Source organism: Mycobacterium sp. UM_WGJ, assembly GCF_000455125.1.
Lineage (GTDB): Bacteria > Actinomycetota > Actinomycetes > Mycobacteriales > Mycobacteriaceae > Mycobacterium.
Window position 1 is genome coordinate 1 of sequence record NZ_AUWR01000012.1, and the last position, 26,283, is coordinate 26,283.

A 26,283-nucleotide genomic window follows, 5' to 3' on the forward strand; every position below is an offset into this window, starting at 1 on the left:
GCTGAACCGCCGGGTTCAGATTCACCACTGCTGAACCGGTCCAGGATCGCCCGCGCCGTCGGCCGGTCCAGCAGGGACCGCGCCCCACTGGTGTCCAGTAGCGCAGACGTACTGCGCCACATGCGATTCAACCGGCCGGCCGGCACGTCCCGCTCGGAATCGTCAGCGGCCGGCCCGGCGGCGGTCGGGTCGCCGCCGTTGAGACTCACCGCCAGCGTCAGATCAGCGTTGACGGCGCTCAGCGGAGCCATCGGCAGCGGGTCGAGGATGCCGCCGTCGGCGAGCAGGCGTCCATCGACCACGTGCGGAGCGATCACCCCGGGGATGGCGATCGAGGCGCGGATGGCGGTATCGACCGGGCCGCGCTGCAGCCACACCGAACGCCCCGCGATCAGATCCGTCGCCACCGCGGTATAGGGAACCGGCAGCTCTTCGATATTGATGTTGCCCAAGATGTCGCGGACGACATCGAGAATCTTCTCCGCCCGCAGCACCCCCGCCGCGGTGAACGACGGATCCAGCAGGCGCAGCACCGCGCCCTGGGTCAGCGACTTGGCCCACTCGGCGAAGTCATCGAGTCGGCCGGCAGCCTGCAGGCCGCCCACCAGTGCACCCATCGACGACCCGGAGATCCCCACGATGTCGTAGCCGCGGTCGCGCAGCTCGGCGATCACCCCGATGTGGGCATAGCCGCGCGCGCCGCCGCTGCCCAGCACCAGCGCCACGCGGGGCGCCCGGGCCCCGCGGGATTCCGCAGCAGAAGTCATAGCCACCATTTTGCGGGCTATACCCCGCCGGTTCTTTCCGTCATTGCGATTACAACCGTAATACCGACAGGAAACAGCAGGTCGCAGTGGGTATCTCTGTGCTGGGTGGGCCGGAACCTCCGCCCCGCAACTGACGCGCCGGTGCGTGCGGCGCGGCGCCCGGATACCATGGCCGCTGTGATGGAGCACGTGCGATTCCAGGGTTGTTGTTGCCGCAGCTGACTGCTGCCGCCGACCCTTTCTTGAATCCAGCCCATCCTCTTTGGAGTTCTCACCATGGTTATCGCTGACCCCATCGCGCTGCGCCGCCCGGGCGCCCGGCCCCGCGCGTTGCGCCTGCCCGACCTCTTGCAGACCACCGACCTGGCCGCCGACGCTGTGCTGCAGGGCCGCTACAACCACCTGCTGCCCGCCTCCGGCCTTCCCGACGACCAGCGTTGGTTCGCCCGAATTCACGGTGACGAGCGGCACGACATATGGCTGATCAGCTGGGTCCCCGGGCACGCCACCGAACTGCACGATCACGGCGACTCGCTGGGCGCGCTGACCGTGCTGTCCGGCTCATTGGACGAGTTCCATTGGAATGGTCGCGAGCTGGCGCAACGACGCCTGGACGCCGGGGACCAGGCCGCGTTCACCCAGGGCTGGGTGCACGACGTCGTCTGGGCGCCGCCGGCAAACCAGTTCGAACCGGCCGCCCCGACGCTGAGCGTGCACGCCTACTCGCCGCCACTGGCGGAAATGTCCTATTACGACGTCGCGCAGGACCATACTTTGCGTAGGCAGCGCACCGAACTCACTTCGCACCCGGAGGCGTCATGACCACAACGCACGTGACCAGCCGCATTGACCGGGTGTTGGAGGCCGCCCGCGCCAAGCTGCACCGGCTGACCGCTGATGAGGTGCCCGAGGCGCTGCGCAACGGCGCATACCTAGTCGACATCCGGCCGGCGGCCCAGCGCGCGGAGGAAGGCCAAGTGCCCGAAGCGCTGGTGATCGAACGCAACGTGCTGGAGTGGCGCTGCGACCCGACCAGCGACGCGCGGCTGCCGCAGGCGGTCGACGACGACGTGCAGTGGATCATCCTGTGCTCGCAGGGCTACACCTCGAGCCTGGCCGCGGCGGCGCTGCAGGACTTGGGGCTACACCGCGCCACCGACGTCATCGGCGGCTATCACGCCCTGGCCGCCGTCGGCGAGCTGGTGGAGCCGGCCCCGCTCGCGGCGTTAAGCGTTGGAGTGCAGCAGGGGTCGGAGCCGTTCAGTCTTCTCCGGGGTCCACGCCGCTGGATGTAGGATCGCCGCCCACGCATCGGCGGCGTCGGCGACGTAGCTGTGGCCATGGCCGTCGGGCACGTCGATAGCCACCGCCATGTCGGCCGAGACCTGCAGGAACGTCACGATCGGAGTCCAGCGCACCTGCGGCAGCACGTCGTAGCCTCGGGGCTCTTTCAACCAGTCCGGCTTGTGGTACAGCAGATCGGGATGCCACCAGGCGATCGGGTCCGAGGCGTGCTGTAGGTATACCACCCGCGGCGTATCCGTTGCGCCCCAAGGGTTGTCGGGGCGTGCCAGGTCATCCGGGCGAGCGACGAACCGCACGGCGCGGCCGTCGTGGTAGATCGGCAGCCATTGCGGGGAACCGGGATCGCGATTGATGGTCAGGTCGGTCCAGATGGTGTTCTGAAACGTCGGGCCGGAGAACAGCGCACCGTCGGTGCGCGCCAGCACATTGTTGAGGCTCATGAAGGAGGCTTCGCCGCCGAAGGAGCCGAGGCTTTCCCCGAACACCACCAGTTTGGGGCGCTTGGCCTCCGGCAGGGCCCGCACCTGCTTGTCGACGGCTTCGAACAGCGCCTGGCCGGCCTGGCGAGCGTTCTCCTTGTCGACCAGGAAAGACAGCCAACTGGGCAGGAACGAATACTGCATGCTCACGATCGCGGTGTCGCCGTTGAACATGTATTCCAGGGCCGAGGCCTCCGCCTCGTTGATCCAGCCGGTGCCCGTCGTGGTGGCCACGGCCACCACCGCGCGGCTCAGTCCGCCGGTGCGGGCCAATTCGGCCGCCGCCAGCTCGGCGGTCTCCTTGATCCCGTGGGCCGAATTCAGGCCGGCGTAGGCCCTAATCGGTTCGGTGGCCGGTTTCTCGTTGAACGCGCTGAGCTGGGCGACGGTCGGTCCATTCGCCACGAAGATACGGCCCTGATGGCCCAGCGACTCCCAGGAGGCTAGCGACTCCGGCCCGCCGGAGCGCAGCCGGGTCGACGGGGCCGCTCGGTCGGGGCTGGTCTCCTCGTTGACCGAGGCGAAGGTGCTGTTCATGACGTGCATCGCGGTCTTGAGCACCAGACCGTTGAGCACCGCCACAACCAGAGCTACCAGTAACGACACTGCGACCACGGCCGAAACCCGCGGCGGCGCAACACGTTCGAGCTGGCGCATCAGAAAGCGGATCAGCAGCCTGATCAGTTGGCCGATCTCGACCAGGATGAACAGCGTGATCACCGCTATCACGCCGGCCTGGGGGTAGTTGTACCAAGTCAGCCGCGGCACGCCCATCAGATCGCGCATCTGGTCCTGCCAGCCGTGGATGGTCCACACCACCCAGAGATGGATGACCACCGCGGTCGGGATGAGCACCCGCCACGCCCCCCGCGGGGCCGGCGGACTGGTGTCCTTCGAGCGCATGTAGCGGACCAGCCAGACGCTGAACACCCCCAGGGCGTAGCCGATGGCGCCCGAGCCGCCGCTGACCAGACCCTGGAACAGCGGCCCGCGTGGCAGCAGCGACGGTGTCAGCGACAGCCACAGAAACACCAGGCCCACCGCGGTGCCGGTGAACGTGTAGTGCCGGACCCACCAGGGTTCGCGCGCGGTCGCTTCCGCCGGGGGTGTTTCCGCGGTGGCGGCGGCGGTGTCGGCGGCTGGCGCGCTCATCGGGAGCTACTCAGCGGTGGGTGAAATTCGGTGCGCGCTTTTCGGTGAACGCCGCCATGCCCTCGGTCTGGTCGTCGGTGGCGAATGCCGAGTGGAATAGCCGGCGCTCATAGAGCAGCCCTTCGGCCAGGGTGGACTCGAAGGCCCGGTTGACGGCTTCCTTGGCCATCCGGGCCGCCGACAAACTCATCCCGGCGATGGTGGCGGCGACCTTGCCGGCCTCGGCCAGTAGGTCGTCGGCCGGCACCACGCGAGACACCAGGCCGGAGCGCTCGGCCTCGGCGGCGTCGATGGTGCGGCCGGTCAAGATCAGATCCATGGCCTTGGCTTTGCCGATGGCCCGGGTCAGGCGCTGGGAGCCGCCCATGCCGGGCAGTACACCCAGCTTGATCTCCGGCTGGCCGAACTTGGCGGTGTCGGCGGCGATCAGCAGGTCGCACATCATCGCCAGTTCGCAGCCGCCGCCCAGGGCGTGTCCGGCCACCGCGGCGATGGTGGGGGTGCGTACCGCGGCCAGCTTCGACCACGCGGCGAAGAAGTCCGCGGCGAACACCTCGGCGAAGCTCAGATCGGCCATCTCTTTGATGTCCGCTCCGGCGGCGAACGCCTTGGCGCTACCGGTGATGATGATGGCGCCGATGCCCGGGTCGGCGTCGAATTCAGCTGCGGCGGTGGTGACTTCGTTCATCACCTGGCTGTTGAGGGCGTTGAGCGCCTGCGGCCGGTTCAAGGTGATGGTGCCGACGCGACCGTCGCGGTCGACGAGGATCGTTTCGTAGGTCATGGGTTCTCCTTAGAAGGACAGATCGGGCTCGGCGGGAACGAAATACGTTGCGATGTCGGAGGCGGTCACCTCGGCCAGCGTCGCCGGGGACCATTGCGGATTGCGGTCCTTGTCGACCAGCTGGGCACGGATCCCCTCTACCAGATCATGCGAGCGCAGCGATGCGCACGACACCCGGTACTCCTGGATCAGAACGTCTTCCAAGGTGGCGAGCCGGCCCGCCCGGCGCACCGCCTCCAAGGTCACCGCGCACGCGACCGGGGATCGGGTGCCGATCAGTTCGGCTGCCGCGTTGGCCTCGGGGCTGGCGTGGCCGGCCAGTGCATCCACGATCTCGGCGACGGTGTCGCGCGCGTAGCACTCGTCGATCCAGTCACGCTGTGCGGCAAGCTGACTCGGCGGCGCCTCGACGGCGTGTGCGGCCAGGGCACGGTCCACTCCGTCGGCGATGATCGCCGCGGTGAAGGCCTCCAGCGCCGCGTGCGGCACGTAGTGGTCGGCGAAACCCAGCGCAATGGCATCCGGACCGGAGAACGGTGCGCCGGTCAGTGCTGCATGCAGGCCGAGCCGGCCAGGGGAGCGCGAGAGCAGATAGGTGCCGCCGACATCAGGGATGAAGCCGATACCGACCTCGGGCATGGCCATCTTGGTGGTGTCGGTGACCACTCGAGTGTTGGCGTGCGCCCCGACTCCGACGCCGCCGCCCATCACGATGCCGTCCATCAACGACACGTACGGCTTTCCGAATCCGCCGATCTGTGCATTGAGCAGGTACTCGTCGTACCAGAAGCGTCGCGCATCGGCGCCGTCGGCTTTGGCGCTGTGATAGATCGCCACGACGTCGCCGCCGGCGCACAGTCCGCGCTCGCCGGCCCCGGCGAGTACCACCGCCGTGACCGCCGGATCCTCGGCCCAGGTGGACAGCGTCGCGGTCATGGCGGTCACCATCGGAAGGTTCAGCGAGTTGATCGCCTTCGGACGGTTGAGTGTCAGCAGGCCGACCCCGTTGTCAACGTGGGCCAGGACCTCGTCAGATTCACCTGTCACGCTTTCGCAATGTAGATCCCTACGCACGGTCACTGATCCGCGGGTAAGGTTTGGCAGCAGAGCGGCCCGAACGCCGTCGGGAACTCCGGCGAGTCGGGAAACGTTGATTCAGTGTTCGTAACCCTTCGCTTCACAGCCCCAGGAGAGGATCGGGACGGTGCGGGAGACCAGCAACCCGGTATTTCGTTCGTTGCCCAAGCAGGGCGGCTACGCGCAGTTCGGAACCGGCTTAGGACAGGCCACAGCCGGTGCGACTCAGCAGATGGGTCAGGCCTACCGGGTCGACCCGTCGTCGGCGCAGTACCAGCAGCGGGAAGTCACTCGCCCGCTGACCATCGATGACGTTGTCACCAAGACCGGCATCACGCTGGGCGTGCTGAGCGTGGCGGCGATCATCTCCTTCTTCATGGTCTCGTCCAACCAGGCACTGGCCGGGCCGCTGACCTTCATCGGCGCGTTCGGCGGTCTTGGCGTGGTCCTGGTGGCCATGTTCGCCCGCAAGCAGGACAACAAAGCGGTGGTGCTCAGCTACGCGGTGCTCGAGGGCCTGTTCCTGGGCGCCATCTCCTGGGTGCTGACCGCCTTCACGGTGGGGACCGGCAACGCCGGCTCGATGATCGGTCAGGCCGTGATGGGCACCCTCGGCGTGTTCGGCGGCATGCTGGTGGTCTACAAGACCGGCGCCATTCGGGTTACCCCGAAGTTCACCCGGATGCTCGTCGCCGGCATGTTCGGTGTGCTGGCCCTGATGATCGGCAACCTGGTGCTGTCGCTGTTCGGCGTCGGCGGCGGCGAGGGCCTGGGCCTGCGCAGCGGTGGGACGCTGTCCATCATCTTCTCGCTGGTCTGCATCGGCATCGCCGCGTTCAGCTTCCTGATCGACTTCGACGCAGCCGACCAGCTGATCCGCGCCGGCGCGCCGGAGAAGGCCGCCTGGGGCATCGCACTGGGCCTGACCGTGACTCTGGTCTGGCTGTACCTGGAGATCCTGCGTCTGCTCAGCTACTTCCAGAGCGAGTGACCCGCTAGCTTTCCCCGTTGACTCTGCGCTGAGGGGCGCAAAAGTGCGAGTAGCACCCGCCCTCAGCGCAGAGTCATTTTTTGTGGTCGGTGGCCCGGGCAGCATGCCGACAGGGGAGAACCCCTCATCGGCGGTGAGGCATTAGCTGCCGGCACTTTGCGCCGCTACGAGCTGCGCCAGGCCCACACCGCGGTCCTGCCGAACGGCCGGGTGCCCTGAACCGAAAATGACGCTGCGCCCAGGGCGGGGGTTACTCGAACTATCCCGCTCCGAGCGCAGCGTCAACGAACTAGACGAAAACTAGGACAGCCGCTCGACCACCATGGCCATGCCCTGGCCGCCGCCCACGCACATGGTCTCCACGCCGAACTGCTTGTCGTGGGTGGCCAGGTTGTTCAGCAGGGTGGCGGTGATCCGCGCGCCGGTCATACCGAACGGGTGACCCAAGGCGATCGCCCCGCCGGACACGTTGAGCTTGTCCTCGTCGATGCCCAGCTCGCGCGCCGAGCCCAGCACCTGCACCGCGAATGCCTCGTTGATCTCGAACAGGTCGATGTCGGAGACCGACATCTTGGCGTTGCCCAGCGCCTTCTTGACGGCCTCGATCGGGCCCAGGCCCATGATCTCCGGCGACAGGCCCGACACCCCGGTGGACACGATCCGGGCCAGCGGCTTGAGGCCCAGCTCCTTGGCCTTGGTATCGCTGGTGATGATCACGGCAGCGGCGCCGTCGTTCAGCGGGCAGGCGTTGCCGGCGGTGATCGTGCCGTTGGGCCGGAACACCGGCTTGAGCTGGCTGATCTTCTCGTAGGTGGTGCCGGCACGCGGGCCGTCATCGGTGCTCACCACGGTGCCGTCGGGCAGGGTGACCGGGGAGATCTCGCGAGCGAAGAAGCCGCTGTTGATGGCCTCCTCGGCGCGGTTCTGGCTGCGCACACCCCAGTGGTCCTGGTCCTCACGGCTGATCCCGGTATGCAGCACCACGTTCTCGGCGGTCTGGCCCATCGCGATGTAGACATCGGGCAGCAGGCCGTCGTTCCGCGGGTCGTGCCACTCTTCGGCGCCGGCCGCGGCAGCCTCGGAGCGGGCCTGAGCGTCGGCGAACAGCGGGTTCTTGCTGTTCGGGGCGCCGTCGGCCGCGCCGATGGCGAACTGGGAGACGGTCTCCACACCGGCGGAGATGAACGCGTCGCCCTCGCCGGCCTTGATCGCGTGGAACGCCATCCGGGTGGTCTGCAGCGACGACGAGCAGTACCGGTTCACCGTGGTGCCGGGCAGGAAGTCGTAGCCGAGCAGCACCGAGACCACGCGCCCGATGTTGTAGCCAGAGGCGCCGCCCGGCTGGCCACAGCCCATCATCAGGTCGTCGATGTCGCGCGGGTCCAGCGCAGGCACCTTGTCCAGGGCGGCGCGCACCATCTGGGCGGCCAGGTCGTCGGGCCGCATGGTGACCAGCGATCCCTTGCCGGCCCGGCCGATCGGCGAACGCGCAGTTGAGACGATTACAGCTTCAGGCACTTCGGGCTCCTTGAGATCGGGTAGTTAGAGCCGAATCTAGCCCGACGAGGCCACCACGCGGGAATCGGGCCGGTCCAGCACAGCGCAGAGTGCCGGGATCATTTGGCCCGCCGCCAGGGCGTAACCCGCCGCCGAGGGGTGGTACTGGTCGGCGGCGAACAGCAGGTGGGGACTGTCGTGGAACTCCCGGGCCCGGAAGTCGGCGAAGGGCACGGCGATGCCGCCGGTCGCTTTGACCGCCATGGTCTGCGCCCGGGCCAGCTGACATGCGCGGGCGTGGGCGAACCAGCGCAGCGGCCGCGGTATCGCGCTGATCGCCCTGAACTTGGGGCAGGTGCCCACGATCACCACCGCGCCGCTGGCCCGCAGACGCTTTACCGCGGCGCGCAGCCGCTGCACCGAGCCGGCGATGCTGTGCAGTGCGGTCACGTCATTGGCGCCGATCATGATCACCGCCACGTCCGGTGGCGGACCTGCGACGAACATCGCGTCGACCTGCCCGGCCAGGCCTTTGGAGGTGGCGCCCACAATTGCCTTGGTGCTCAACCGGATCCGCATGCCGGTGCGCTCCGCCAGCGCTCTGGCGATCAGCGCGCCGGGAACCTCGCCCGCGGAAAGGCAGCCATAGCCGGTCGCGGTGGAGTCGCCGAACACCATCAGGTGCAGATCGACGTTGTCCCCGCGGTGAAAGGGCTGAACTTCGGTGTCGTCGGGACCGTATAAACCATCAGCACGGGGTGGAAGGTCCCATGCCTTGGGGATCGTCTGGCGGGCCCGGTCGGCCTGGCCGGCCAGAAGATTGCGCACCCCGACATAGAGGGTGCCGCTGAAAGCGAACACGCCCGCAGTGGCCAGCGTGACCGCCGAACGTCGCGTTGCCCCGATCGCCATGTCGGTGATTCTAGGGAAAGGACGCCCGTGTCACCTGAGCGCAGCAAACAAATATGGTCACGAAGCGGACCCGATGCAGTATCGGAACGGATCATAAGATTTCTTCTCAATTTTTCGCGTGTGACGATACGAGTTACCGCGTTGGCTGTGCCGGCCCGGGCCGGCTGGAGGGAGTGTCCATCATGACCGCACCCGACACAATTCCCAGCTCGTTACGTGTTCGAACCCGTCTGCACCCCAGTTCGCGACCCCATCGTTATGGCCGTCATGACGGCCTGCCCGTCGAGGTCTCCGAAGAGTCGACCAGCGTCGAGGGGCGGATGGCGTGGCTGGCGGCCCGGGCCACCATTCGGCCGGTTCTCTCGGTCGGCAGCTACCTTCCGCGGATGCCGTGGCCGTTCGGGCTGCTCGACTTCGCCGCGAAGGCGATGTTGCCGGCGCCAGGCACCATCCGCGCCACCATCCGGTTGCCGCGCTGCAAGGCGCAGATGGTGCGCGCCGCCGGTGTCCTGCCGGCCGACGGCACCCGCCGCGTGGTGCTCTACATGCACGGCGGGGCCTTTCTGACCTGCGGGGCGAACACCCACGGCCGGCTCGTCACCAAGTTGTCGAAGTACGCCGACAGCCCGGTCCTGGTGGTGGAGTACCGGATGATCCCCAAGTACTCCATCGCCGACGCCGTCGACGACTGTTACGACGGCTACCGCTGGCTGCGCCGCCAGGGTTACGAACCGGACCAGATCGTGTTGGCCGGCGACTCGGCGGGCGGCTATCTGTCGCTGGCGCTGGCTGAGCGGTTGTTGGAGGAGGGTGACGAAGACATGCCGGCGGCGATCGTCGCGATGTCGCCGCTGCTGGAGATCGCCAAGGAAGCCAAGAAGGCGCACCCCAACATCCACACCGGGGCGATGTTCCCGCCCAAGGCATTTGACGCGCTGGTGGAGCTGGTGGAAGCCGCGGCCCGTCGCGACCGCACCCACGGCAGTGAGGTTCTCGAGCCGCTGCAGCACGTCCGGCCCGGACTTCCGCGCACCCTGATCCATGTCTCCGGGTCCGAGGTTCTGCTGCACGACGCCCGGCTGGGGGCCAAGGTGCTCGCCGCTGCCGGTGTCCCGGTGGAGCTGCGGGTATGGCCGGGCCAGATTCACGTCTTCCAGATCGCCGCTCCGTTCGTGCCGGAGGCCACCCGCTCGTTGCGCCAGATCGGCGAATACATCCGGGAAGCCACCGGTTAGGCGGGCCCCGGCCCGCGCAGCGCGACCGCCTGAGACCATGGCAGGCATGCGGATAGCGAGCCACATCAGTGACCTCATCGGCAACACCCCACTCGTCGAGCTGACTTCGATCGTTCCCCCCGGCGCCGGCCGGGTGGTGGCCAAAGTCGAGTACCTCAACCCGGGTGCGAGCTCCAAGGACCGCATCGCGGTGAAGATGATCGACGCGGCCGAGGCCAGCGGCGCACTCAAGCCCGGCGGGACCATCGTCGAACCCACCTCCGGCAACACCGGCGTCGGTCTGGCGCTGGTGGCGCAGCGCCGCGGCTATAAGTGCGTGTTCGTCTGCCCGGACAAGGTCAGCGAGGACAAGCAGAACGTCTTGCGGGCCTACGGCGCCGAAGTCGTGGTGTGCCCGACGGCGGTACCGCCGGACGACCCGGCCAGCTACTACAGCGTCTCCAACCGGCTTGTCGAGGAGATCGACGGAGCCTGGAAGCCGGATCAGTACTCCAACCCCGCAGGTCCCGAGAGTCACTACGAGACCACAGGTCCGGAGATCTGGGCCGACACCGACGGCCAGGTCACCCATTTCGTCGCCGGGATCGGAACCGGGGGCACCATCACCGGCACCGGCCGCTACCTCAAAGAGGTGTCGGAAGGCCGGGTGCAGATCATCGGCGCGGACCCCGAGGGCTCGGTGTACTCCGGCGGTACCGGTCGGCCGTATCTGGTGGAAGGGGTCGGCGAGGACTTCTGGCCGGCCGCCTACGACCCGAGCATCCCCGACGGCATCATCGCGGTGTCGGATGCCGATTCGTTCGATATGACCCGGCGCCTGGCCCGGGAGGAGGCGCTGCTGGTGGGCGGCTCCTGCGGGATGGCCGTGGTGGCGGCGGTGGAGACCGCCGTCAAAGCCGGCCCCGACGCGCTTGTCGTCGTCCTGCTTCCCGACGGCGGCCGCGGTTACATGTCGAAGCTGTTCAACGACTCCTGGATGTCGTCCTACGGGTTTCTGCGCTCGCGGCTGGACGGTTCGACGGTGCAGCCCACCGTCGCCGACGTGCTGCGGGCCAAGTCGGGGGTGCTGCCGGACCTGGTGCACACCCACCCGGCCGAGACCCTGCGCGACGCCATCGGGATCCTGCGCGAGTACGGGGTGTCGCAGATGCCCGTGGTCGGCGCCGAACCGCCGGTGATGGCCGGCGAGGTGGCCGGCAGCGTGTCCGAGCGCGATCTGCTCTCCGCGGTGTTCGAGGGCCGCGCGAAGCTTGCCGACGCGGTCTCGCAGCACATGGGACCGCCGCTGCCGCTGATCGGATCCGGCGAGGTTGTCGGCGTCGCCGCCACCACGTTGGCCGAGGTCGACGCGGTGATGGTGGTCGAGGACGGCAAACCGGTGGGGGTCATCACTCGCCACGACCTGTTGGGCTTCTTGTCCGACGGGCCACGCCGCCGATAAGGCGTTGACGTAGGCCGACCTGCGGTAGCGTTTGCACCGTTCACCGACACGACCCGAAAGGGTGGAGATGACCGACTTTCCGCCGCCCCCGCAGGGCAACTACCCACCCCCGTCCGGTGACTACCCGGCGCAGGGCAATTACCCTCCGCCGCCTCCCGGCAACTACCCGCCCCCCGGCAATTACCCTCCGCCGCCCCCGGGCAACTACCCGCCTCCACCGCCCGGGAACTACCCCCCGCCGCCACCGGGTAACTACCCGCCGCCCCCTCCGGGCTACGGCGCGTACCCCGGTGCGGTCGGAAGCCCGGTGGGCCAGCTGCCGCAAGACGCTTACACCTCGTGGCTGACTCGCGTCGGCGCCTACTTCGTCGACTTCCTGCCGATCCTGGTGCTCTACGGCATTCCGTCGATGATCGCCGGAACCACCGCCGACAAGGAGTGCATCACCGACGCCGACGGCTTCGCCTGCACGGTCACGCCGTCGAGCACCGGCGCGGCGCTGATGTTCATCGGCTGGCTGGCCGCGCTCGCCTACGGGATCTGGAACTTCGGCTACCGGCAGGGCACCACCGGATCGAGCATCGGTAAATCGGTGCTGAAGTTCAAAGTGGTCTCCGAAGCCAGCGGCCAGCCCATCGGCTTCGGGATGTCGATCGTGCGCCAGTTGGCACACATCATCGACGGCGCGATCTTCTGCATCGGCTACCTGTTCCCGCTGTGGGACGCCAAACGCCAGACGATCGCCGACAAGATCATGACCACCGTCTGCCTGCCGATCCGTTGAGTCAGAAGCAACCGCACGGCAACACGGGCCTGTCCACCACGGCGATCCACGCCGGATTCCGTCCGGACCCGGCAACCGGGGCCGTCAACGTACCGATCTACGCCAGCAGCACCTTCGCCCAAGACGGCGTCGGTGGCCTGCGCGGCGGATTCGAATACGCGCGCACCGGCAACCCGACCCGGGCCGCACTGGAGACGGCGCTGGCCGCGGTGGAACGGGGTCGATTCGGTCGGGCATTCGGTTCGGGGATGGCCGCCACGGACTGCGCGTTGCGGTCGATCCTGCGTCCCGGTGATCACCTGATCATTCCCGACGATGCCTACGGCGGCACTTTCCGGCTGATCGACAAAGTCTTCACCCAGTGGGGTGTGGCGCACACCCCGGTCGCGCTGTCCGACCTGGACGCGGTCCGCGGGGCGCTCACCGACAAAACCAGGCTGATCTGGGTAGAGACCCCGACCAATCCGCTGCTGTCGATCGCCGACATCGCGGGCATCGCTGCCATCGGCAAAGAAGCCGGCGCAAAGGTCCTGGTGGACAACACTTTCGCCTCGCCCGCGCTGCAGCAGCCGCTGACACTGGGCGCCGACGTGGTGTTGCATTCGACCACCAAGTACATCGGCGGACACTCCGACGTGGTGGGCGGTGCGCTGGTTACCGACGACGAAGAGCTCGACACGGCATTCGCGTTCCTGCAGAACGGGGCCGGTGCGGTCCCCGGTCCCTTCGATGCCTACCTGACCCTGCGCGGCCTGAAGACCCTGGTGCTGCGGATGCAGCGGCACAGCGAGAACGCCGGAGCCGTCGCCGAATTCCTCTCTCGCCATCCCGCGGTCAGCCGGGTGCTCTACCCGGGCCTGCCGGAGCACCCGGGCCACGACGTCGCCGCAGCGCAGATGCGCGGATTCGGCGGCATGGTGTCGGTGCGGATGCGGGGTGGCCGAGCCGCCGCCGAGAAGCTTTGCGCCGGAACCGAGATCTTCATCCTGGCCGAGTCGCTCGGCGGGGTGGAGTCGCTGATCGAACTACCCGGCGCCATGACGCATGCGTCGACCGCGGGTTCGCAACTCGAGGTTCCCGACGATCTGGTGCGCCTGTCGGTGGGCATCGAGGACATCGACGACCTGATCGCCGACTTGAAGCAGGCGCTGGACTGACGCGACGAGCCCCCGAAGCGGAGCTCAGGAGTGGTAGGGCTCCGCGCTGACCAGGGTCACCTTGACGGTCTTGCCGCTGGGCACCGTGTAGCTGCGCTCTTCGTCCACCTTGGCGCCCAGCAGGGCGTGGCCCAGCGGCGAGTTCGGTGAATACACCTCGAGCTTGTCGTCGTTGACGCCCTCCTGGCGGGTGGCGATCAGGAAGGTCTCGGTGTCGGACTTGTCGCCGTCGTAGAAGACCTTGACCACCGAGCCCGGCAGTGCCACACCTGACTGGGTGGGAGCCTCGCCGACCTTGGCGTTGTTGAGCAACTCCTGCAGCTGCCGGATGCGGGCCTCCTGCTGGCCCTGCTCCTCGCGCGCGGCGTGGTAGCCCCCGTTCTCACGCAGGTCGCCTTCTTCGCGGCGGTCGTTGATCTCCGCGGCGATCACCGGACGGTTCGCGATCAGCTGGTCGAGCTCCGCCTTGAGCCGGTCGTGTGACTCCTGCGTCAACCAGGTCACCTGGGTGTCCGTCATCTCACTGTGCTCCTAGTCGTCGGATCCGGCGCCGTCGGGCAGCGGGGGCGACATCGTTCTAATGCAGCAATACACGGTCCCAGCTGGAACCGTGTATCCATACAGGGTACCACCGCGGCATCAACGCGATAGTAAGTAATCGGGGACGTCGCTGCCGCAACCGTAGACGTCGCCCATGACAGGCGGCTGGGAAGATTTCACCGTCGTGGTCACCTGAACGGTGGACGACTCCGACGGCGGAATCAGCACTTCACGCCGGCCGGTCTCGCTGCCGTCGCTGGTTCGGACCCGCACGATGCAGGCCGCAGGGCTCGACGGGTCTGATCGAGTCACGCTGAACCTAACCGTGACCGTCTGGTGGTCGAGCACCTCGTAGCCGTACAGCTCACCCTTGACCTCGGCGGTCGCGAAGCGCTGGTAGCCCAACATCGCGATGGCACCAACGGTGGCGATCGCCAGCGCGGCCAGTGCGATCGCCAGCAACCGGCGGGGCAGGGCACTGCCCCGGGTATCCCCGTACCTGGCTGGCTTGGAATCGGTCATCGTGAGGTGGGTCCCATGGTCAACGGTGGAGGCGGGAGCGATTACCGCGCCCGCCGCAGGTGGTGTAACGATGGGAGCCGGAATCCATCTGGAACTATAGGCGTCCGGTCCGGGGTTTCGGCAGGAGGAACCTGGAGGGAACGGGGAATGTGCGCATGAGTGGGCTGCGATTGATGGCGGTGCACGCGCACCCCGACGACGAGTCCAGCAAGGGCGCGGCCACCCTGGCCCGCTACACCGCCGCGGGGCACCGGGTGATGGTGGTGACTCTGACCGGCGGCGAGCGCGGCGACATCCTCAACCCCGCGATGGACCTGCCCGATGTGCACGGCCGTATCGCCGAGGTCCGGCGCGACGAGATGGCCAAGGCCGCCGAGATCCTCGGGGTCGAACACCACTGGCTGGGATTCGTCGACTCGGGTCTGCCCAAGGGCGACCCGCTGCCGCCGCTGCCCGAGGACTGCTTTGCGCTGGTGCCGCTGGAGGTGTCCACCGAGGCCCTGGTGCGGGCGGTGCGCACGTTCCGTCCGCATGTGATGACCACCTATGACGAGAACGGCGGCTATCCGCACCCCGATCACATCCGATGCCATCAGGTGTCGGTGGCAGCGTTCGAGGCCGCCGGCGACCACCGCCGCTACCCACAGGCCGGTGAGCCCTGGAGCGTCTCCAAGCTCTACTACAACCACGGGTTCCTGCGGCAACGGATGCAGCTGTTGCAGGACGAGTTCGCCCGCAACGGCGAGGTCGGTCCGTTCGCCAAATGGCTCGAGCACTGGCAGCCCGACCACGACGTGTTCGCCGACCGGGTGACCACCCGCGTCGAATGTGCCGAGTTCTTCGGCCAGCGTGACGACGCGCTGCGTGCGCACGCCACGCAGATCGACCCGAACGGCGATTTTTTCGCCGCGCCGATCGAGTGGCAGCAGCGGCTTTGGCCGACCGAGGAGTTCGAGCTGGCTCGGTCCCGGGTGCCGGTTACGCTGCCGGAGGCGGACCTGTTCGCCGGGATCGAGGACAACGGATGAACCACGCTGTGCTGACCGTGCTGTGGATTGTGGCCGATGACGTGCCGCGCGACACCGGGCCGGACTTCGGCAAGGCCAGCCCGTTCGGGCTGTTGGTCATCGTGCTGTTGATGCTCGGCACGTTCGGGCTGGTGTGGTCGATGAATCGCCAGCTCAAGAAATTGCCGGACTCTTTCGACCCCGAGCACCCCGACGCCGATCAAGCCGCCGACGAGGGAACCGTCGGGTCGGCTTCGTCAGGCGATCTTCCGGGCGACGACGGGCCGGCATAGCCGCCGCAGGTGCTGCGGGCCCGCGCATGATGAACAGGATTAGCGTGGCGGGATGGCCAACCGTCTCGCAGCGTCCGCCAGCCCATATCTGCGTCAACACGCCGACAACCCGGTGCACTGGTGGGAGTGGACGCCTGAGGCGCTAGCCGAAGCCGCGCAACGCGACGTGCCGATCCTGCTGTCGGTCGGCTACGCGGCCTGCCACTGGTGTCACGTGATGGCGCACGGCTCGTTCGAGGACGCCGAGGTTGCCGCGGCGATGAACGCGGGCTTCGTGTGTATCAAGGTCGACCGGGAGGAGCGCCCGGACATCGACGCGATCTACATGACCGCCACCCAGGCGCTCACCGGGCGCGGCGGCTGGCCGATGACCTGCTTTCTGACCCCCGACGGCCGACCGTTCTACTGTGGCACGTACTACCCCAAAGACGCATTCCTGAACTTACTTTCGGCGATCAGCGCCACCTGGAACGAGCGCCGCGACGAAGTCGAGGAGGCCTCGGACAACATTGCCGCCGAGCTGCGCTCGATGGCTGCCGGACTGCCGGGGGAGGGGCCGCCGGTCGATGCGATGCTCTGCGACGCCGCGGTGGCCGCGGTGCTGCGTGACGAGGACATCACGCACGGCGGGTTCGGTGGTGCGCCGAAGTTCCCGCCGTCGGCGCTGCTGGAAACCCTGCTGCGTCATCACGAGCGGACCGCGACCCGTCCGGCGCTCGATGCGGTGACGCGCGCTGGCTCGGCGATGGCCCGTGGCGGGATCTACGACCAGCTCGCCGGCGGATTCGCCCGCTACAGCGTCGACAACGCCTGGGTGGTACCGCATTTCGAGAAGATGCTCTACGACAACGCGTTGCTGCTGCGGGCCTACGCACACTGGGCCAGGCGCACCGGTGATCCGCTGGCCATGCGGGTGACCGCCCAAACGGCCCGATTCCTGCTGGAAGATCTTTCCGATCGGGGGATGTTCATCTCGTCGCTGGATGCCGACGCCGACGGCCAGGAGGGCTTGACCTATGTGTGGACGCCCGAGCAGCTGGCCGAGGTTCTCGGTGCCGACGACGGGGCATGGGCGGCAGACGTTTTCGGGGTCACTTCGGGTGGCACCTTTGAATCCGGCGGTTCAGCGAGGCTCGACGAAGGAGAGGGGAAGCTGGGACCGTCGAATGGGCACGGCACGTCGGTGCTGCAGCTTTCGGTCGATCCCGACGATCAGCAGCGGCTGGATCGGGTGCGCCAGCGGCTGCTGGACGCCCGGCGGTCCCGGCCCCAGCCCGGGCGCGACGACAAGGTGGTCACGGCCTGGAACGGGATGGCGATCACCGCGTTAGTCGAAGCAGCTGTGGCACTGGGCGATCCGCGCCTGAGCGCTGCGGCGCAACAGTGCGCCGGCAAGCTGCTCGACCTGCACCTGGTGGACGGCCGGCTGCGGCGGGCCAGCCTGGGCGGCCGGGTGGGAGACAGCGCCGCGATCCTGGAGGATTACGGCGCGCTGGCCACCGGCTTGCTCAGCCTGCATCAGCTCAGCGGCGAGCAGCGACTGCTCGATGCGGCCACCGGCCTGCTGGACACCGCGCTGGCCCACTTCGCGGATCCGGACTCACCGGGCCGATGGTTCGACAGTGCCGACGACGCCGAAGCCCTGATGCTGCGCCCCAGCGATCCGATGGACGGCGCCACCCCCTCGGGCGCGGCACTGATCACCGAGGCGCTGCTGACCGCGGCCCACCTGGCTGCCGCCGACCGCAGCGAGCGCTACCGTCAGGCGGCGACCGACGCGCTGGCCGCGCACGCCGCGCTGCTCGAGCGTGTGCCCCGCGCGGTCGGGCACTGGCTCGGCATCGCCGAGGCCTACATACGCGGTCCGTTGCAGGTCGCGGTGGCCTGCGAGGGCCCGGACTCCGCGCTGTTGGAGCAGGCGCGTCGGCTGGCCCCCGGCGGGACGATCGTGGTCGGCGGGGTGGCTGACTCATCGGAGCTGCTGGCCGGGCGAGACCGGGTCAACGGCGCCGACGCGGCGTATGTCTGCCGCGGGCCGGTGTGCGACCTGCCGGTGCGCACCGCTGCGGAGTTGGCCTCCGCACTTGGCGTAGCCCTTGAAGTGAACGCGAATCCGTCATCCGTGTAACGTGCGGCACATGACGAGCGCACCCGAGCGGGCACAGGCCATCACCGAGACCGTCCACCGCTACATCGAGCTGGTCGGTGGCGGCGACGCCGACGCGCTGGTCGCGCTCTACGCGTCCGACGCCACCCTGGAAGACCCGGTGGGTGGCGAGGTGCACATCGGCCACCAGGCCATTCGCAACTTCTACTCGGCCATCACCGGTCTGGACCGCAAGTCGGAGCTGGTGACGCTGCGGGTCGCCGGCAACGAGGCGGCGTTCCACTTCGCGCTGACCATCACCAACGGTGACCACCGGATGCGGATCGAGCCGATCGACGTGATGGTGTTCGACGGCGACGGCAAAATCGCCGGGATGAAGGCCTACTGGTCGGCGGAGAACATCACCCAGCTGTAGGCCTCCGCCGCTACGCGAGCACCGCGAACCAGATCGCGATGTACTGACAGATCGCGGCCACGGCGGTGCAGGCGTGGAAGAACTCGTGGTAGCCGAACGTCGCGGGCCACGGGTCCGGCCATTTCAGCGCGTACATGATCGCGCCGATGCTGTAGAGCGCGCCACCGACGGCCAGCAGCACCATTGCCGAGACGCCGGCGTTGTGCATGATCGTCGCGATGAAAAACGCTGATACCCAGCCCAACAGCAGGTAGAGCGGCACCCCGACCCACTTCGGTGCGGTCGGCCAGCACAGCTTGAGCACCACGCCGGCCAGCGCACCGCCCCACACGATCGCCATCACCAGCCGTTCCTGGGCGCCGTGGTCCATCGCCAGCAGTGCGAACGGGGTGTAGGTGCCGGCGATGAAAATGAAGATCATCGCGTGGTCGAGCCGCTTCATCCGAATACGGGCGGCGACCGACTTCCAGGTGATCCGGTGATAGGTCGCGCTGACCGCGAACATGCCGACCACCGAAATGGAGTAGGCCAGTGTCGCCAGGCCGGCCTCGAGCCCGGCCAGTGACCAGGCCACCGCGGTCAGGGTGGTTCCGGCGATGAGCGCCACAATGGCCGACACGAAGTGGATCCAGCCGCGCGCCCGCGGCTTGGTGTGCGGCGCGGCCGGCAGATCGTTCGGATTCGGCTCGGCGATGGTGTCGGTGTGGGTGCTCATGGGCCTTCCTGAACTCCACGCGGATCCCGGACTGATTCCCGTCATTGCTTGGAGATCACAGTAGTCTGGGTTTTTGTGGCAATCATCCCGGCGCGCTTGAAGGAGCCGCTGTACCGGATCTACGAACTGCGCCTCCGGCAGGGCCTGGCGGCGTCGCGGTCCAATCTGCCCCGCCACATCGCCGTCCTCTGCGACGGCAACCGGCGGTGGGCGCGCGATGCCGGCTACCGCGACGTCAGCTACGGCTACCGGATGGGCGCGGCCAAGATCGCCGAGATGCTGCGCTGGTGCGCCGACGCGGGCATCGAGATGGCCACCGTCTACCTGCTGTCCACCGAGAACCTGCAGCGCGACCCCGCCGAACTGGCTGCGCTCATCGAGATCATCACCGACGTGGTGGAGGAGATCTGCGCGCCCGCGAACCGATGGAGCGTACGCACCGTCGGCGACCTGGCGCTGCTGGGCGAAGAACCAGCTCGTCGACTGCGTGAGGCCGTAGAGAGCACCGCGTGCAACGACGGCGGTGCCTCGCGTCTGCACGTCAATGTCGCCGTGGGCTACGGCGGCCGGCAGGAGATCGTCGACGCGGTGCGTGGCCTGCTCGGCAAGCAGCTGGCCAACGGCGCCACGGCCGAGGAACTCGTGGACGCGGTGACTGTCGAGGGCATCTCGGAAAACCTCTACACCTCGGGCCAGCCCGACCCGGACCTGGTGATCCGCACCTCCGGGGAACAGCGGCTGTCCGGCTTCCTGCTGTGGCAGAGCGCCTACTCGGAGATGTGGTTCACTGAGGCGCACTGGCCGGCGTTTCGCCGGGTCGACTTCCTGCGAGCGCTGCGCGACTACAGCGTGCGGCACCGGAGATTTGGACAGTAGCGAGCCGTGGTTGTGTTATCGGCGCTGGTCTTCACCCTGAGTTGGTGGCTCGGGATGTATCTGTTGGCGCGCGACCCGCGCAAACCGGTGCTGGTGCTGGCCGCGGTCGGGTTGTGCGGCTTTGCTGCCGTGGTGGCCGCCGACGCGATCCGTGCGGTGTGGCATCCGGTGCTGCTCGGGCGGGTAGAGATCTACCTGGCGGTGGTTCCCGGGGTGGCCTGGTTCGCGGTGCTGTTGGAGCTGGCCCGGCCGTGTGATCGCTGGACCGGCCGCGCGCGCGACGTGACGTTCATCGGCGTGGTTGCGGCTGCGGCACTGATCGGAGCGACCTGGGCCGGCAGCGTCGAAGGCCCGCCGGGGCCCGGTCACTGGCTGCTGTTCGTGGTGATCTCGGTGTCGACCTTGGCGGCGATGGTCAAGGCACTGATCCGACCCGCGCAGCCCGGTTCGGTGCTGGGGGTGGCTGCGGTCGCGACGCTGTTCTTCGCCTTGGCCAATGCGATCTTGATCATCCCGCTGGGCGTGGTGCCCAGTGGGATCGCACTGGCCAGCACCGGTGTCGACGTGCTGCTGCTGGGCCTGGCGGTGGCGCTCTGGGACGCCTTCGACGAGGGGCAGGCACTGCGGCTGGACATGCTGCGGTCGTTTCTTGCCTGCGTCGCGATGGCGGCATTGCTGGGTGGGCAGGCGCTGATCGGTTTGTGGTTGACCCGGCCCGAGCCAGTGGCGCAGACCGCGCTGACGGTGCTGCTGTTCACCACGATCGCGGTGGGGATCGAGGTCCAGGTGTTCGTCGATCGGCTGGCCGGGTTGTGGGACCGGCTGGCGTTTTGGCGCTCCCCGGCGTTGCGCGCCGATCGCGCGGTGTTGCGCGGCACCGAGGCGGCGCTGGCCCTGCGCTCGACCGGCCCGCTCGATGAGCTCGATGAGGAGACCTTCGTCCGGCTGACCCGCCGGGCGTTGGGGCATTACGGGGACCTGTCGAAGCTTGTCGCCAGCCCCTTGACCGCGTTACCGGTCATCGACGAGCGATTGGCCGCCCGCGGCGCGCCCGATGCGCCGCTGGAACGAGCCAACGAACTCAAGGCTCTGCTGGCCGACCGGATCGCCGCGCTAAAGCCGCGTGACTGCGGCGAGTTCGGCACCACCGAACAGTGGCGGCACTACAACGCCCTGTATTTCCCTTACGTGGTCGGTGTGCGTGCCTACGCGCAGAACGCCACCGCGGCCGGACTGGACCCCACCGCCCGCCAGGCCTGGCAGTGGCTGGTCACCGAGGTGCCGCAGCGTTCGCTGCACAACTGGCAGAACGCCGGGGCCCGGGTGATCGCCGCCGACCTGCGCGGCCGGATGACGGTGTCGCCGGCTCTCTGACCTGCGTTTGGCAGTGCTTGGCAGTGCCACGGGTCGATGTGGCAGCGGTTGCGCCGGAAGGTCGAGGGTGTCCGCACCACACCCGAAGGGATTTCCTCATGACCGCCATCACCACCCCGGTCTTGTCCGACTCGACCGACTCGTTGTTGCGCTTCGCGCTTCGCGCCGACGCCGCCGTCACCGGAACCATCGGCTTGGCCGGTGTGTTCGCCGCTCGCCCCATGGCAGCCCTGGAGGGCCTCACAGTGGCTCACGAATACGCGTTGGCCGCCTTCTGCATCCTCTATGGCGTCGTGGTCTATTTCCTGTCCGCGCTGCCGGACCTGCGTCGCGCCGGTATCGGCGTGATCGCCGCCAATGTGGCATGCACCATTGCCGCTATCGGAGTGGTCGAGGCCGGCGTGCTGCCGCTGACCGGAATCGGCGTGGTGGCGATGCTGGCGAGCGCGGTCTACACGGCGTTCTTCGCGGCGATGCAGTACCGCGGGCTGCGCCGCCTGGGCTGAGACGCAGCCCACTCAACGTGTCGCCGCGGCCGTCACCGTCTACAGTTCTGTCCCATGAAGTGGCGGCTGGCGGCGACAACGCTGATCCCCGGAATCCTGATCTACGCCGCGGCGCCGGCACAGGCCGACGAGAAGAGCTACCTCAGTTACCTTGAGTCGCACGGCTTCAAGTATCAGAACAGTCCCGGGCTGACCACCCCGTCCGGTGCGGTGCAGTTCGGCAAGATCATCTGCGAGAACCTGCGGAAGGGTCGCCCGGCCAAGGACCGGTTCGGCACGAAGGTTGTCGACGGTGTCACCAAGGTCATGATCGACGGGGCGCAACGCGAAATGTGCCCGGACACCTTGGCGCCCGCCGCCAACCCGACGCCGGCCGTGCCGCCGCCGGGTGCCGGCGAACCGCCGCCGCCAGGGTCTGAGGTTCCGCCGCCGGCCGACCCGCCACCTCCGGGTTTCCCACCGCCGCCGGACTTCCCGCCGCCGCCCGGTTTCCCGCCCCCTCCGGGTTTCCTACCGCCGCCCGAGCCCGGACCCGCACCCGCAGGCGAGCTGCCACCACCGCCGGCGGAGCCGGCGCCCCCGCCAGGGCAGCCGCAGCCGGGCACCGCTACGCAGCCCTAGCGTTGCGCAGACGGCGGGGACCCGCTGCGCCCGCTAGCTAGAGCTTGCGCAGCCGCAGCTTGTTGATGGAGTGATCGGCGTCCTTGCGCAGCACCAGGGTCGCTCGCGGCCGGGTGGGCAGGATGTTCTCGATCAGATTGGGCCGGTTGATCGAACGCCAGATGTCGCGCGCGGCAGCCACCGCCTGCTGGTCGTTCAGGGCCGCGTAGTGGTGGAAGTGCGAGTCGGGGTTGGCGAACGAGGTGGAACGCATCGCCAGGAAGCGCGAGACATACCAGTGTTCGATGTCCTCCACCCGGGCGTCGACGTACAGCGAGAAGTCGAACAGATCAGAGATCATCAGCGTCGGCCCGGTCTGCAGCACGTTGAGACCTTCGAGGATCAAGATGTCGGGGTGGCGGACCACCTGCTTGGCGCTGGGCACGATGTCGTAACTCATGTGTGAGTAGACCGGCGCGCACACGTAGTCGGCACCGGACTTCACCGAGGTGACAAACCGCATCAGTGCGCGGCGGTTGTAGCTTTCCGGGAACCCCTTGCGGTGCATCAGGTTCCGGCGCTGCAACTCGTGATTGGGGTAGAGGAATCCATCGGTGGTGACCAGGTCCACCCGCGGGTGGTGGTCCCAGCGCGCCAGCAGCGCCTGCAACACACGGGCCGTCGTCGACTTACCCACCGCCACGCTGCCCGCCACCCCGATGACGAAGGGCACCGGCCGATCGGGATTCTGGTCGTTCTCGGCGCCCAGGAATTCCGCGGTGGCGGCGAAGAGCTGTTGGCGGGCCGCGACCTGCAGGTGCAACAGACGCGCGAGGGGCAGATAGACCTCTTCGACCTCCAGCAGGTCGACCTGCTCGCCGAGGCCGCGCAGTGCGACGACTTCTTCTTCGGTGAGCGGCATCGGCGTAGACATACGCAGTGTCCGCCATTGACGTCGGTCGAACTCCACGTAGGGAGTCGGCTCGCTAAGCCGCCGCATGACCATACAGTCTTGCAGGAGCCGCGACGGTTAGCCTGATCGGGTATGGAGCCCGCCGAATTGATCCGTGAGTACCTGTTGCTCGGTCTGCGCTTTGACCGCATCGAGCAGGGTTACGTCGACGCCTTCACCGGCGACCCCGAGCTGCAGCGGCTTGTCGCGAACGAGCCGAGGCCCAACCCGTCCGACCTGGCCCGCCAGGCCGAGAAACTGGTCGCGGCACTGCCCGGCGGTCTCGATCCGGCGCGCGCCGAGTACCTGCGGGTGCATCTGCGGGCGCTGGCGTGCGCCGGGCGCAAGTTCGCCGGGGAGCAGGTCGGCTTCGTCGAAGAGGTGCGCGACTACTTCGACGTCGACATCGTCAAGGGCGACACCGACCGTTATCGCCACGCCCACGCCCGGCTGGATGAAGCGCTGGGCGGCACAGGCCCGCTGGCCGAGCGGATGGCCGCGCACCGGCGGGCCGAGGAGATTCCGCCGGAGCGGTTGGAAGCGGCCATCCACGCCTTCTCCTCGGCACTGCGCGACCGGGTGCGGGTGGACTTCCCGCTGCCGGAGTCCGAGACCATCACCTACGAGGTGGTCACCGACAAGCCGTGGTCGGGATTCAACTACTACCGCGGCGACTACCGCTCCACGGTGGCGGTCAACGCAGATCTCAAACAGTTGACGTCGAACCTGCCGCGGCTGGTGGCCCACGAGTCCTACCCGGGCCATCACACCGAGCACTGCCGTAAAGAGGCCGGACTGGTCGAGCAGCTCGGCCAGGCCGAGCAGACCATCTTCCTGGTCAACACTCCGCAGTGCCTGATGGCCGAGGGCCTGGCCGACTTGGCGCTATATGCCGCGGTCGGGCCGGGCTGGGGTACTTGGGCCGCCGAGATCTACGCCGACCTCGGTCTGCAGTTCGACGGTGTGCGGGCTGAAGCAATCTCCGAGGCGGCCGCGGCGCTGGCCGACGTCCGCCAGGATGCGGCGCTGATGCTGCATGACGAGCATCGCGATGCCGACGAGGTGGCCGACTACCTGCGCCGGTGGTTGCTGGTCACCGATGACCGGGCCCGCCAGACGCTGCGGTTCCTGTCCTCGCCGCTGTGGCGGGCCTACACCTCGACCTACGTGGAGGGCTACCGGCTGCTGCGGGGCTGGCTGGACGCCGCGCCCCCCGGGGTGAGCCTCACCGAGCGGTTCCGCCGGCTGCTCGACGAACCGTTGACCCCGTCGGCGTTGCGAGCCGACGGCGCCCCGGAGACCGGGCGGGGCGGGTGAGTGTGCGGTTTTACACAGCGGACCTCGTGATTTGCGGATAAATCCGCACAGTCGGCGCCAGGGGAGTGATGGCTGGCCTGCGGCAATCGAGTGAAGTTCCGCGTGCCAAACTGGAGGGCGTGACTGCCGCACCGAACACCCGCCCCGCGTCCACCATGTCGACCTCGCTGGCCGAACTCGACCCCGACATCGCCGAGCTGCTCGGCAAGGAACTGGGCCGTCAGCGCGACACGCTGGAGATGATCGCCTCGGAGAACTTCGTGCCGCGGGCGGTACTGCAGGCACAGGGCAGTGTGTTGACCAACAAGTACGCCGAGGGCCTGCCGGGCCGGCGCTACTACGGCGGGTGCGAGCACGTCGACGTGGTGGAGAACATCGCCCGTGACCGCGCCAAGGAGCTGTTCGGTGCCGAGTTCGTCAACGTCCAGCCGCACTCGGGTGCCCAGGCCAACGCCGCGGTGCTGCAGGCGCTGATGGAGCCCGGTGATCGGCTGTTGGGCCTGGATCTGGCCAACGGGGGACACCTGACCCACGGGATGCGGCTGAACTTCTCCGGCAAGCTCTACGAGAACGCCTTCTACGGCGTCGACCCTGTCACTCACCGCGTCGACATGGACGTGGTGCGCGCCCAGGCGCTGGAGTTCAAGCCGAAGGTGATCATCGCTGGCTGGTCGGCCTACCCGCGTGTCCTCGACTTCGCGGCGTTCCGGTCCATCGCCGACGAGGTCGGCGCGACGCTGTGGGTGGACATGGCGCACTTCGCCGGGCTGGTGGCCGCGGGGCTGCACCCGTCGCCGGTGCCGCACGCCCAGGTGGTGTCGACCACCGTGCACAAGACACTCGGCGGCCCGCGGTCCGGTCTGATCGTCGGCAAGAAGGAATTCGCCAAGCAGATCAACTCGGCGGTCTTCCCGGGACAGCAGGGCGGCCCGCTGATGCACGTCATCGCCGCCAAGGCCGTCGCGCTGAAGATCGCCGGCACGGCCGAGTTCGCCGAGCGTCAGCAGCGGGTGCTCTCCGGCGCGAAGATCATCGCCGAGCGGCTGCTGGCCGCCGACGTGGCCAAGGCCGGAGTCTCGGTGGTCAGCGGAGGTACCGACGTGCACCTGGTGCTCGTCGACCTGCGCGACTCACCGCTGGACGGCCAGATGGCCGAGGACCTGCTGCACGAGGTCGGTATCACCGTGAACCGCAACGCGGTCCCGAACGACCCGCGGCCGCCGATGGTCACCTCCGGGCTTCGGGTGGGGACCCCGGCGCTGGCCTCCCGTGGTTTCGGCGACGCCGAGTTCACCGAGGTCGCCGACGTGATCGCCACCGCGCTGGCGGCCGGTTCGGCCGCTGACGTGCCGGCGCTGCGAGCTCGGGTTGCCAAGCTGGCGCAGGATTTCCCGCTGTACGAGGGCCTGGAGGACTGGAAGCTCGCCTGATCCGGGAACACGCCGCACCCCGAGTTGACAGGATAGTGTGAATTCGGG

At 68.2% G+C, this 26,283-nt stretch carries 27 protein-coding genes; 17 read left to right on the forward strand and 10 right to left on the reverse strand.

The window, feature by feature from the left end:
* On the reverse strand, window positions 1–767 hold a 767-nt coding region (locus N416_RS0105235), incomplete at its 3' end, for a patatin-like phospholipase family protein (protein WP_051190186.1).
* Between the two features lie 276 nt (window positions 768–1,043).
* On the opposite strand from N416_RS0105235, the gene N416_RS0105245 reads away from it, so the two are divergent.
* Together N416_RS0105245 and N416_RS0105250 are read left to right on the forward strand one after the other, a co-directional pair.
* Window positions 1,044–1,589, forward strand: a complete 546-nt coding sequence (locus tag N416_RS0105245; RefSeq protein ID WP_036457304.1) for a cysteine dioxygenase family protein — start codon at window positions 1,044–1,046, stop codon at window positions 1,587–1,589.
* Window positions 1,586–2,062, forward strand: coding sequence for a rhodanese-like domain-containing protein (locus tag N416_RS0105250; protein ID WP_036457306.1), 477 nt, complete (start codon window positions 1,586–1,588; stop codon window positions 2,060–2,062). Before N416_RS0105245 ends, N416_RS0105250 begins: the two co-directional genes overlap by 4 nt.
* Here N416_RS0105250 and N416_RS0105255 read toward each other — a convergent pair.
* From N416_RS0105255 to N416_RS0105265, 3 genes are read right to left on the reverse strand one after another with little or no spacing between them, the layout of a single operon-like run.
* Entirely contained in the window at window positions 1,994–3,703 is a 1,710-nt protein-coding gene (locus tag N416_RS0105255; protein WP_024441075.1) for an alpha/beta-hydrolase family protein, read from the reverse strand. The genes N416_RS0105250 and N416_RS0105255 overlap by 69 nt on opposite strands.
* 10 nt (window positions 3,704–3,713) lie before the next feature.
* Window positions 3,714–4,487, reverse strand: coding sequence for an enoyl-CoA hydratase (locus N416_RS0105260; RefSeq protein ID WP_024441076.1), 774 nt, complete (start codon window positions 4,485–4,487; stop codon window positions 3,714–3,716).
* A gap of 9 nt (window positions 4,488–4,496) precedes the next feature.
* Window positions 4,497–5,534: an enoyl-CoA hydratase/isomerase family protein gene (locus tag N416_RS0105265; RefSeq protein ID WP_024441077.1), complete on the reverse strand. Its 1,038-nt coding sequence runs from the start codon at window positions 5,532–5,534 to the stop codon at window positions 4,497–4,499.
* Window positions 5,535–5,691: 157 nt separating this feature from the next.
* Here N416_RS0105265 and N416_RS0105270 point away from each other — a divergent pair, with 157 nt between their 5' ends.
* Window positions 5,692–6,555 (forward strand): Bax inhibitor-1/YccA family protein, encoded by an 864-nt coding sequence (locus N416_RS0105270; protein ID WP_024441078.1) that lies wholly within the window; start codon window positions 5,692–5,694, stop codon window positions 6,553–6,555.
* A 300-nt stretch (window positions 6,556–6,855) separates the two neighbouring features.
* Here the strand turns inward: N416_RS0105270 and N416_RS0105275 are convergent, their stop codons facing one another.
* Window positions 6,856–8,073, reverse strand: a complete 1,218-nt coding sequence (locus N416_RS0105275) for an acetyl-CoA C-acetyltransferase (RefSeq protein ID WP_024441079.1) — start codon at window positions 8,071–8,073, stop codon at window positions 6,856–6,858.
* Between the two features lie 36 nt (window positions 8,074–8,109).
* On the reverse strand, window positions 8,110–8,964 hold the full coding sequence (locus N416_RS0105280) for an SGNH/GDSL hydrolase family protein (RefSeq protein WP_024441080.1): 855 nt from the start codon (window positions 8,962–8,964) through the stop codon (window positions 8,110–8,112).
* A 182-nt stretch (window positions 8,965–9,146) separates the two neighbouring features.
* Here N416_RS0105280 and N416_RS0105285 point away from each other — a divergent pair, with 182 nt between their 5' ends.
* From N416_RS0105285 to N416_RS0105300, 4 genes are all read left to right on the forward strand, one after another.
* Entirely contained in the window at window positions 9,147–10,199 is a 1,053-nt protein-coding gene (locus N416_RS0105285; protein WP_024441081.1) for an alpha/beta hydrolase, read from the forward strand.
* A 46-nt stretch (window positions 10,200–10,245) separates the two neighbouring features.
* Entirely contained in the window at window positions 10,246–11,640 is a 1,395-nt protein-coding gene (locus N416_RS0105290) for a cystathionine beta-synthase (protein WP_024441082.1), read from the forward strand.
* A 67-nt stretch (window positions 11,641–11,707) separates the two neighbouring features.
* Window positions 11,708–12,424 (forward strand): RDD family protein, encoded by a 717-nt coding sequence (locus N416_RS0105295; protein WP_024441083.1) that lies wholly within the window; start codon window positions 11,708–11,710, stop codon window positions 12,422–12,424.
* Complete coding sequence (locus N416_RS0105300) at window positions 12,421–13,581, forward strand: cystathionine gamma-synthase (protein ID WP_024441084.1); 1,161 nt, start codon at window positions 12,421–12,423, stop codon at window positions 13,579–13,581. The genes N416_RS0105295 and N416_RS0105300 overlap by 4 nt, the downstream gene beginning before the upstream one ends.
* Window positions 13,582–13,605: 24 nt before the next feature.
* Here N416_RS0105300 and greA read toward each other — a convergent pair whose 3' ends face one another.
* Together greA and N416_RS0105310 are read right to left on the reverse strand one after the other, a co-directional pair.
* On the reverse strand, window positions 13,606–14,100 hold the full coding sequence (gene greA / locus N416_RS0105305; protein WP_024441085.1) for a transcription elongation factor GreA: 495 nt from the start codon (window positions 14,098–14,100) through the stop codon (window positions 13,606–13,608).
* Between the two features lie 120 nt (window positions 14,101–14,220).
* Window positions 14,221–14,643, reverse strand: a complete 423-nt coding sequence (locus N416_RS0105310) for a DUF4307 domain-containing protein (protein WP_024441086.1) — start codon at window positions 14,641–14,643, stop codon at window positions 14,221–14,223.
* 155 nt (window positions 14,644–14,798) lie between these two features.
* Here N416_RS0105310 and mca point away from each other — a divergent pair, with 155 nt between their 5' ends.
* Genes mca through N416_RS0105330 form a run of 4 tightly spaced genes read left to right on the forward strand, consistent with a single transcriptional unit; the run spans window position 14,799 to window position 18,465 of the window.
* Window positions 14,799–15,671, forward strand: coding sequence for a mycothiol conjugate amidase Mca (mca, locus tag N416_RS0105315; protein ID WP_024441087.1), 873 nt, complete (start codon window positions 14,799–14,801; stop codon window positions 15,669–15,671).
* Window positions 15,668–15,943 carry a hypothetical protein gene (locus tag N416_RS0105320; protein WP_024441088.1) on the forward strand — a complete coding sequence of 92 codons (276 nt, stop codon included), beginning with the start codon at window positions 15,668–15,670 and terminating at the stop codon, window positions 15,941–15,943. The genes mca and N416_RS0105320 overlap by 4 nt, the downstream gene beginning before the upstream one ends.
* Window positions 15,944–15,995: 52 nt before the next feature.
* Entirely contained in the window at window positions 15,996–18,071 is a 2,076-nt protein-coding gene (locus N416_RS0105325; protein ID WP_024441089.1) for a thioredoxin domain-containing protein, read from the forward strand.
* A 10-nt stretch (window positions 18,072–18,081) separates the two neighbouring features.
* Entirely contained in the window at window positions 18,082–18,465 is a 384-nt protein-coding gene (locus tag N416_RS0105330) for a nuclear transport factor 2 family protein (protein WP_024441090.1), read from the forward strand.
* Between the two features lie 10 nt (window positions 18,466–18,475).
* Here N416_RS0105330 and N416_RS0105335 read toward each other — a convergent pair whose 3' ends face one another.
* The gene (locus N416_RS0105335) at window positions 18,476–19,180 is read right to left on the reverse strand and encodes a hemolysin III family protein (RefSeq protein ID WP_024441091.1); all 705 of its coding nucleotides are present in this window, start codon (window positions 19,178–19,180) and stop codon (window positions 18,476–18,478) included.
* A gap of 75 nt (window positions 19,181–19,255) precedes the next feature.
* Here N416_RS0105335 and N416_RS0105340 point away from each other — a divergent pair, with 75 nt between their 5' ends.
* From N416_RS0105340 to N416_RS0105355, 4 genes are all read left to right on the forward strand, one after another.
* Window positions 19,256–20,056 (forward strand): (2Z,6E)-farnesyl diphosphate synthase, encoded by an 801-nt coding sequence (locus tag N416_RS0105340; protein WP_024441092.1) that lies wholly within the window; start codon window positions 19,256–19,258, stop codon window positions 20,054–20,056.
* 6 nt (window positions 20,057–20,062) lie between these two features.
* Window positions 20,063–21,430, forward strand: coding sequence for a hypothetical protein (locus tag N416_RS0105345; protein ID WP_024441093.1), 1,368 nt, complete (start codon window positions 20,063–20,065; stop codon window positions 21,428–21,430).
* A 98-nt stretch (window positions 21,431–21,528) separates the two neighbouring features.
* A complete protein-coding gene (locus tag N416_RS0105350; RefSeq protein WP_024441094.1) occupies window positions 21,529–21,936 on the forward strand; it encodes a hypothetical protein in 408 nt (135 codons plus the stop codon).
* Window positions 21,937–21,990: 54 nt separating this feature from the next.
* Entirely contained in the window at window positions 21,991–22,557 is a 567-nt protein-coding gene (locus N416_RS0105355) for a DUF732 domain-containing protein (protein ID WP_024441095.1), read from the forward strand.
* Between the two features lie 37 nt (window positions 22,558–22,594).
* On the opposite strand, the gene coaA is transcribed toward N416_RS0105355, so the two are convergent.
* Complete coding sequence (coaA, locus tag N416_RS0105360) at window positions 22,595–23,536, reverse strand: type I pantothenate kinase (RefSeq protein WP_024441096.1); 942 nt, start codon at window positions 23,534–23,536, stop codon at window positions 22,595–22,597.
* Between the two features lie 45 nt (window positions 23,537–23,581).
* On the opposite strand from coaA, the gene N416_RS0105365 reads away from it, so the two are divergent.
* Window positions 23,582–24,805, forward strand: a complete 1,224-nt coding sequence (locus tag N416_RS0105365; protein WP_024441097.1) for a hypothetical protein — start codon at window positions 23,582–23,584, stop codon at window positions 24,803–24,805.
* A 155-nt stretch (window positions 24,806–24,960) separates the two neighbouring features.
* Window positions 24,961–26,235 carry a serine hydroxymethyltransferase gene (glyA, locus tag N416_RS0105370; protein ID WP_024441098.1) on the forward strand — a complete coding sequence of 425 codons (1,275 nt, stop codon included), beginning with the start codon at window positions 24,961–24,963 and terminating at the stop codon, window positions 26,233–26,235.
* The last annotated feature ends 48 nt before the right edge of the window (window positions 26,236–26,283 follow it).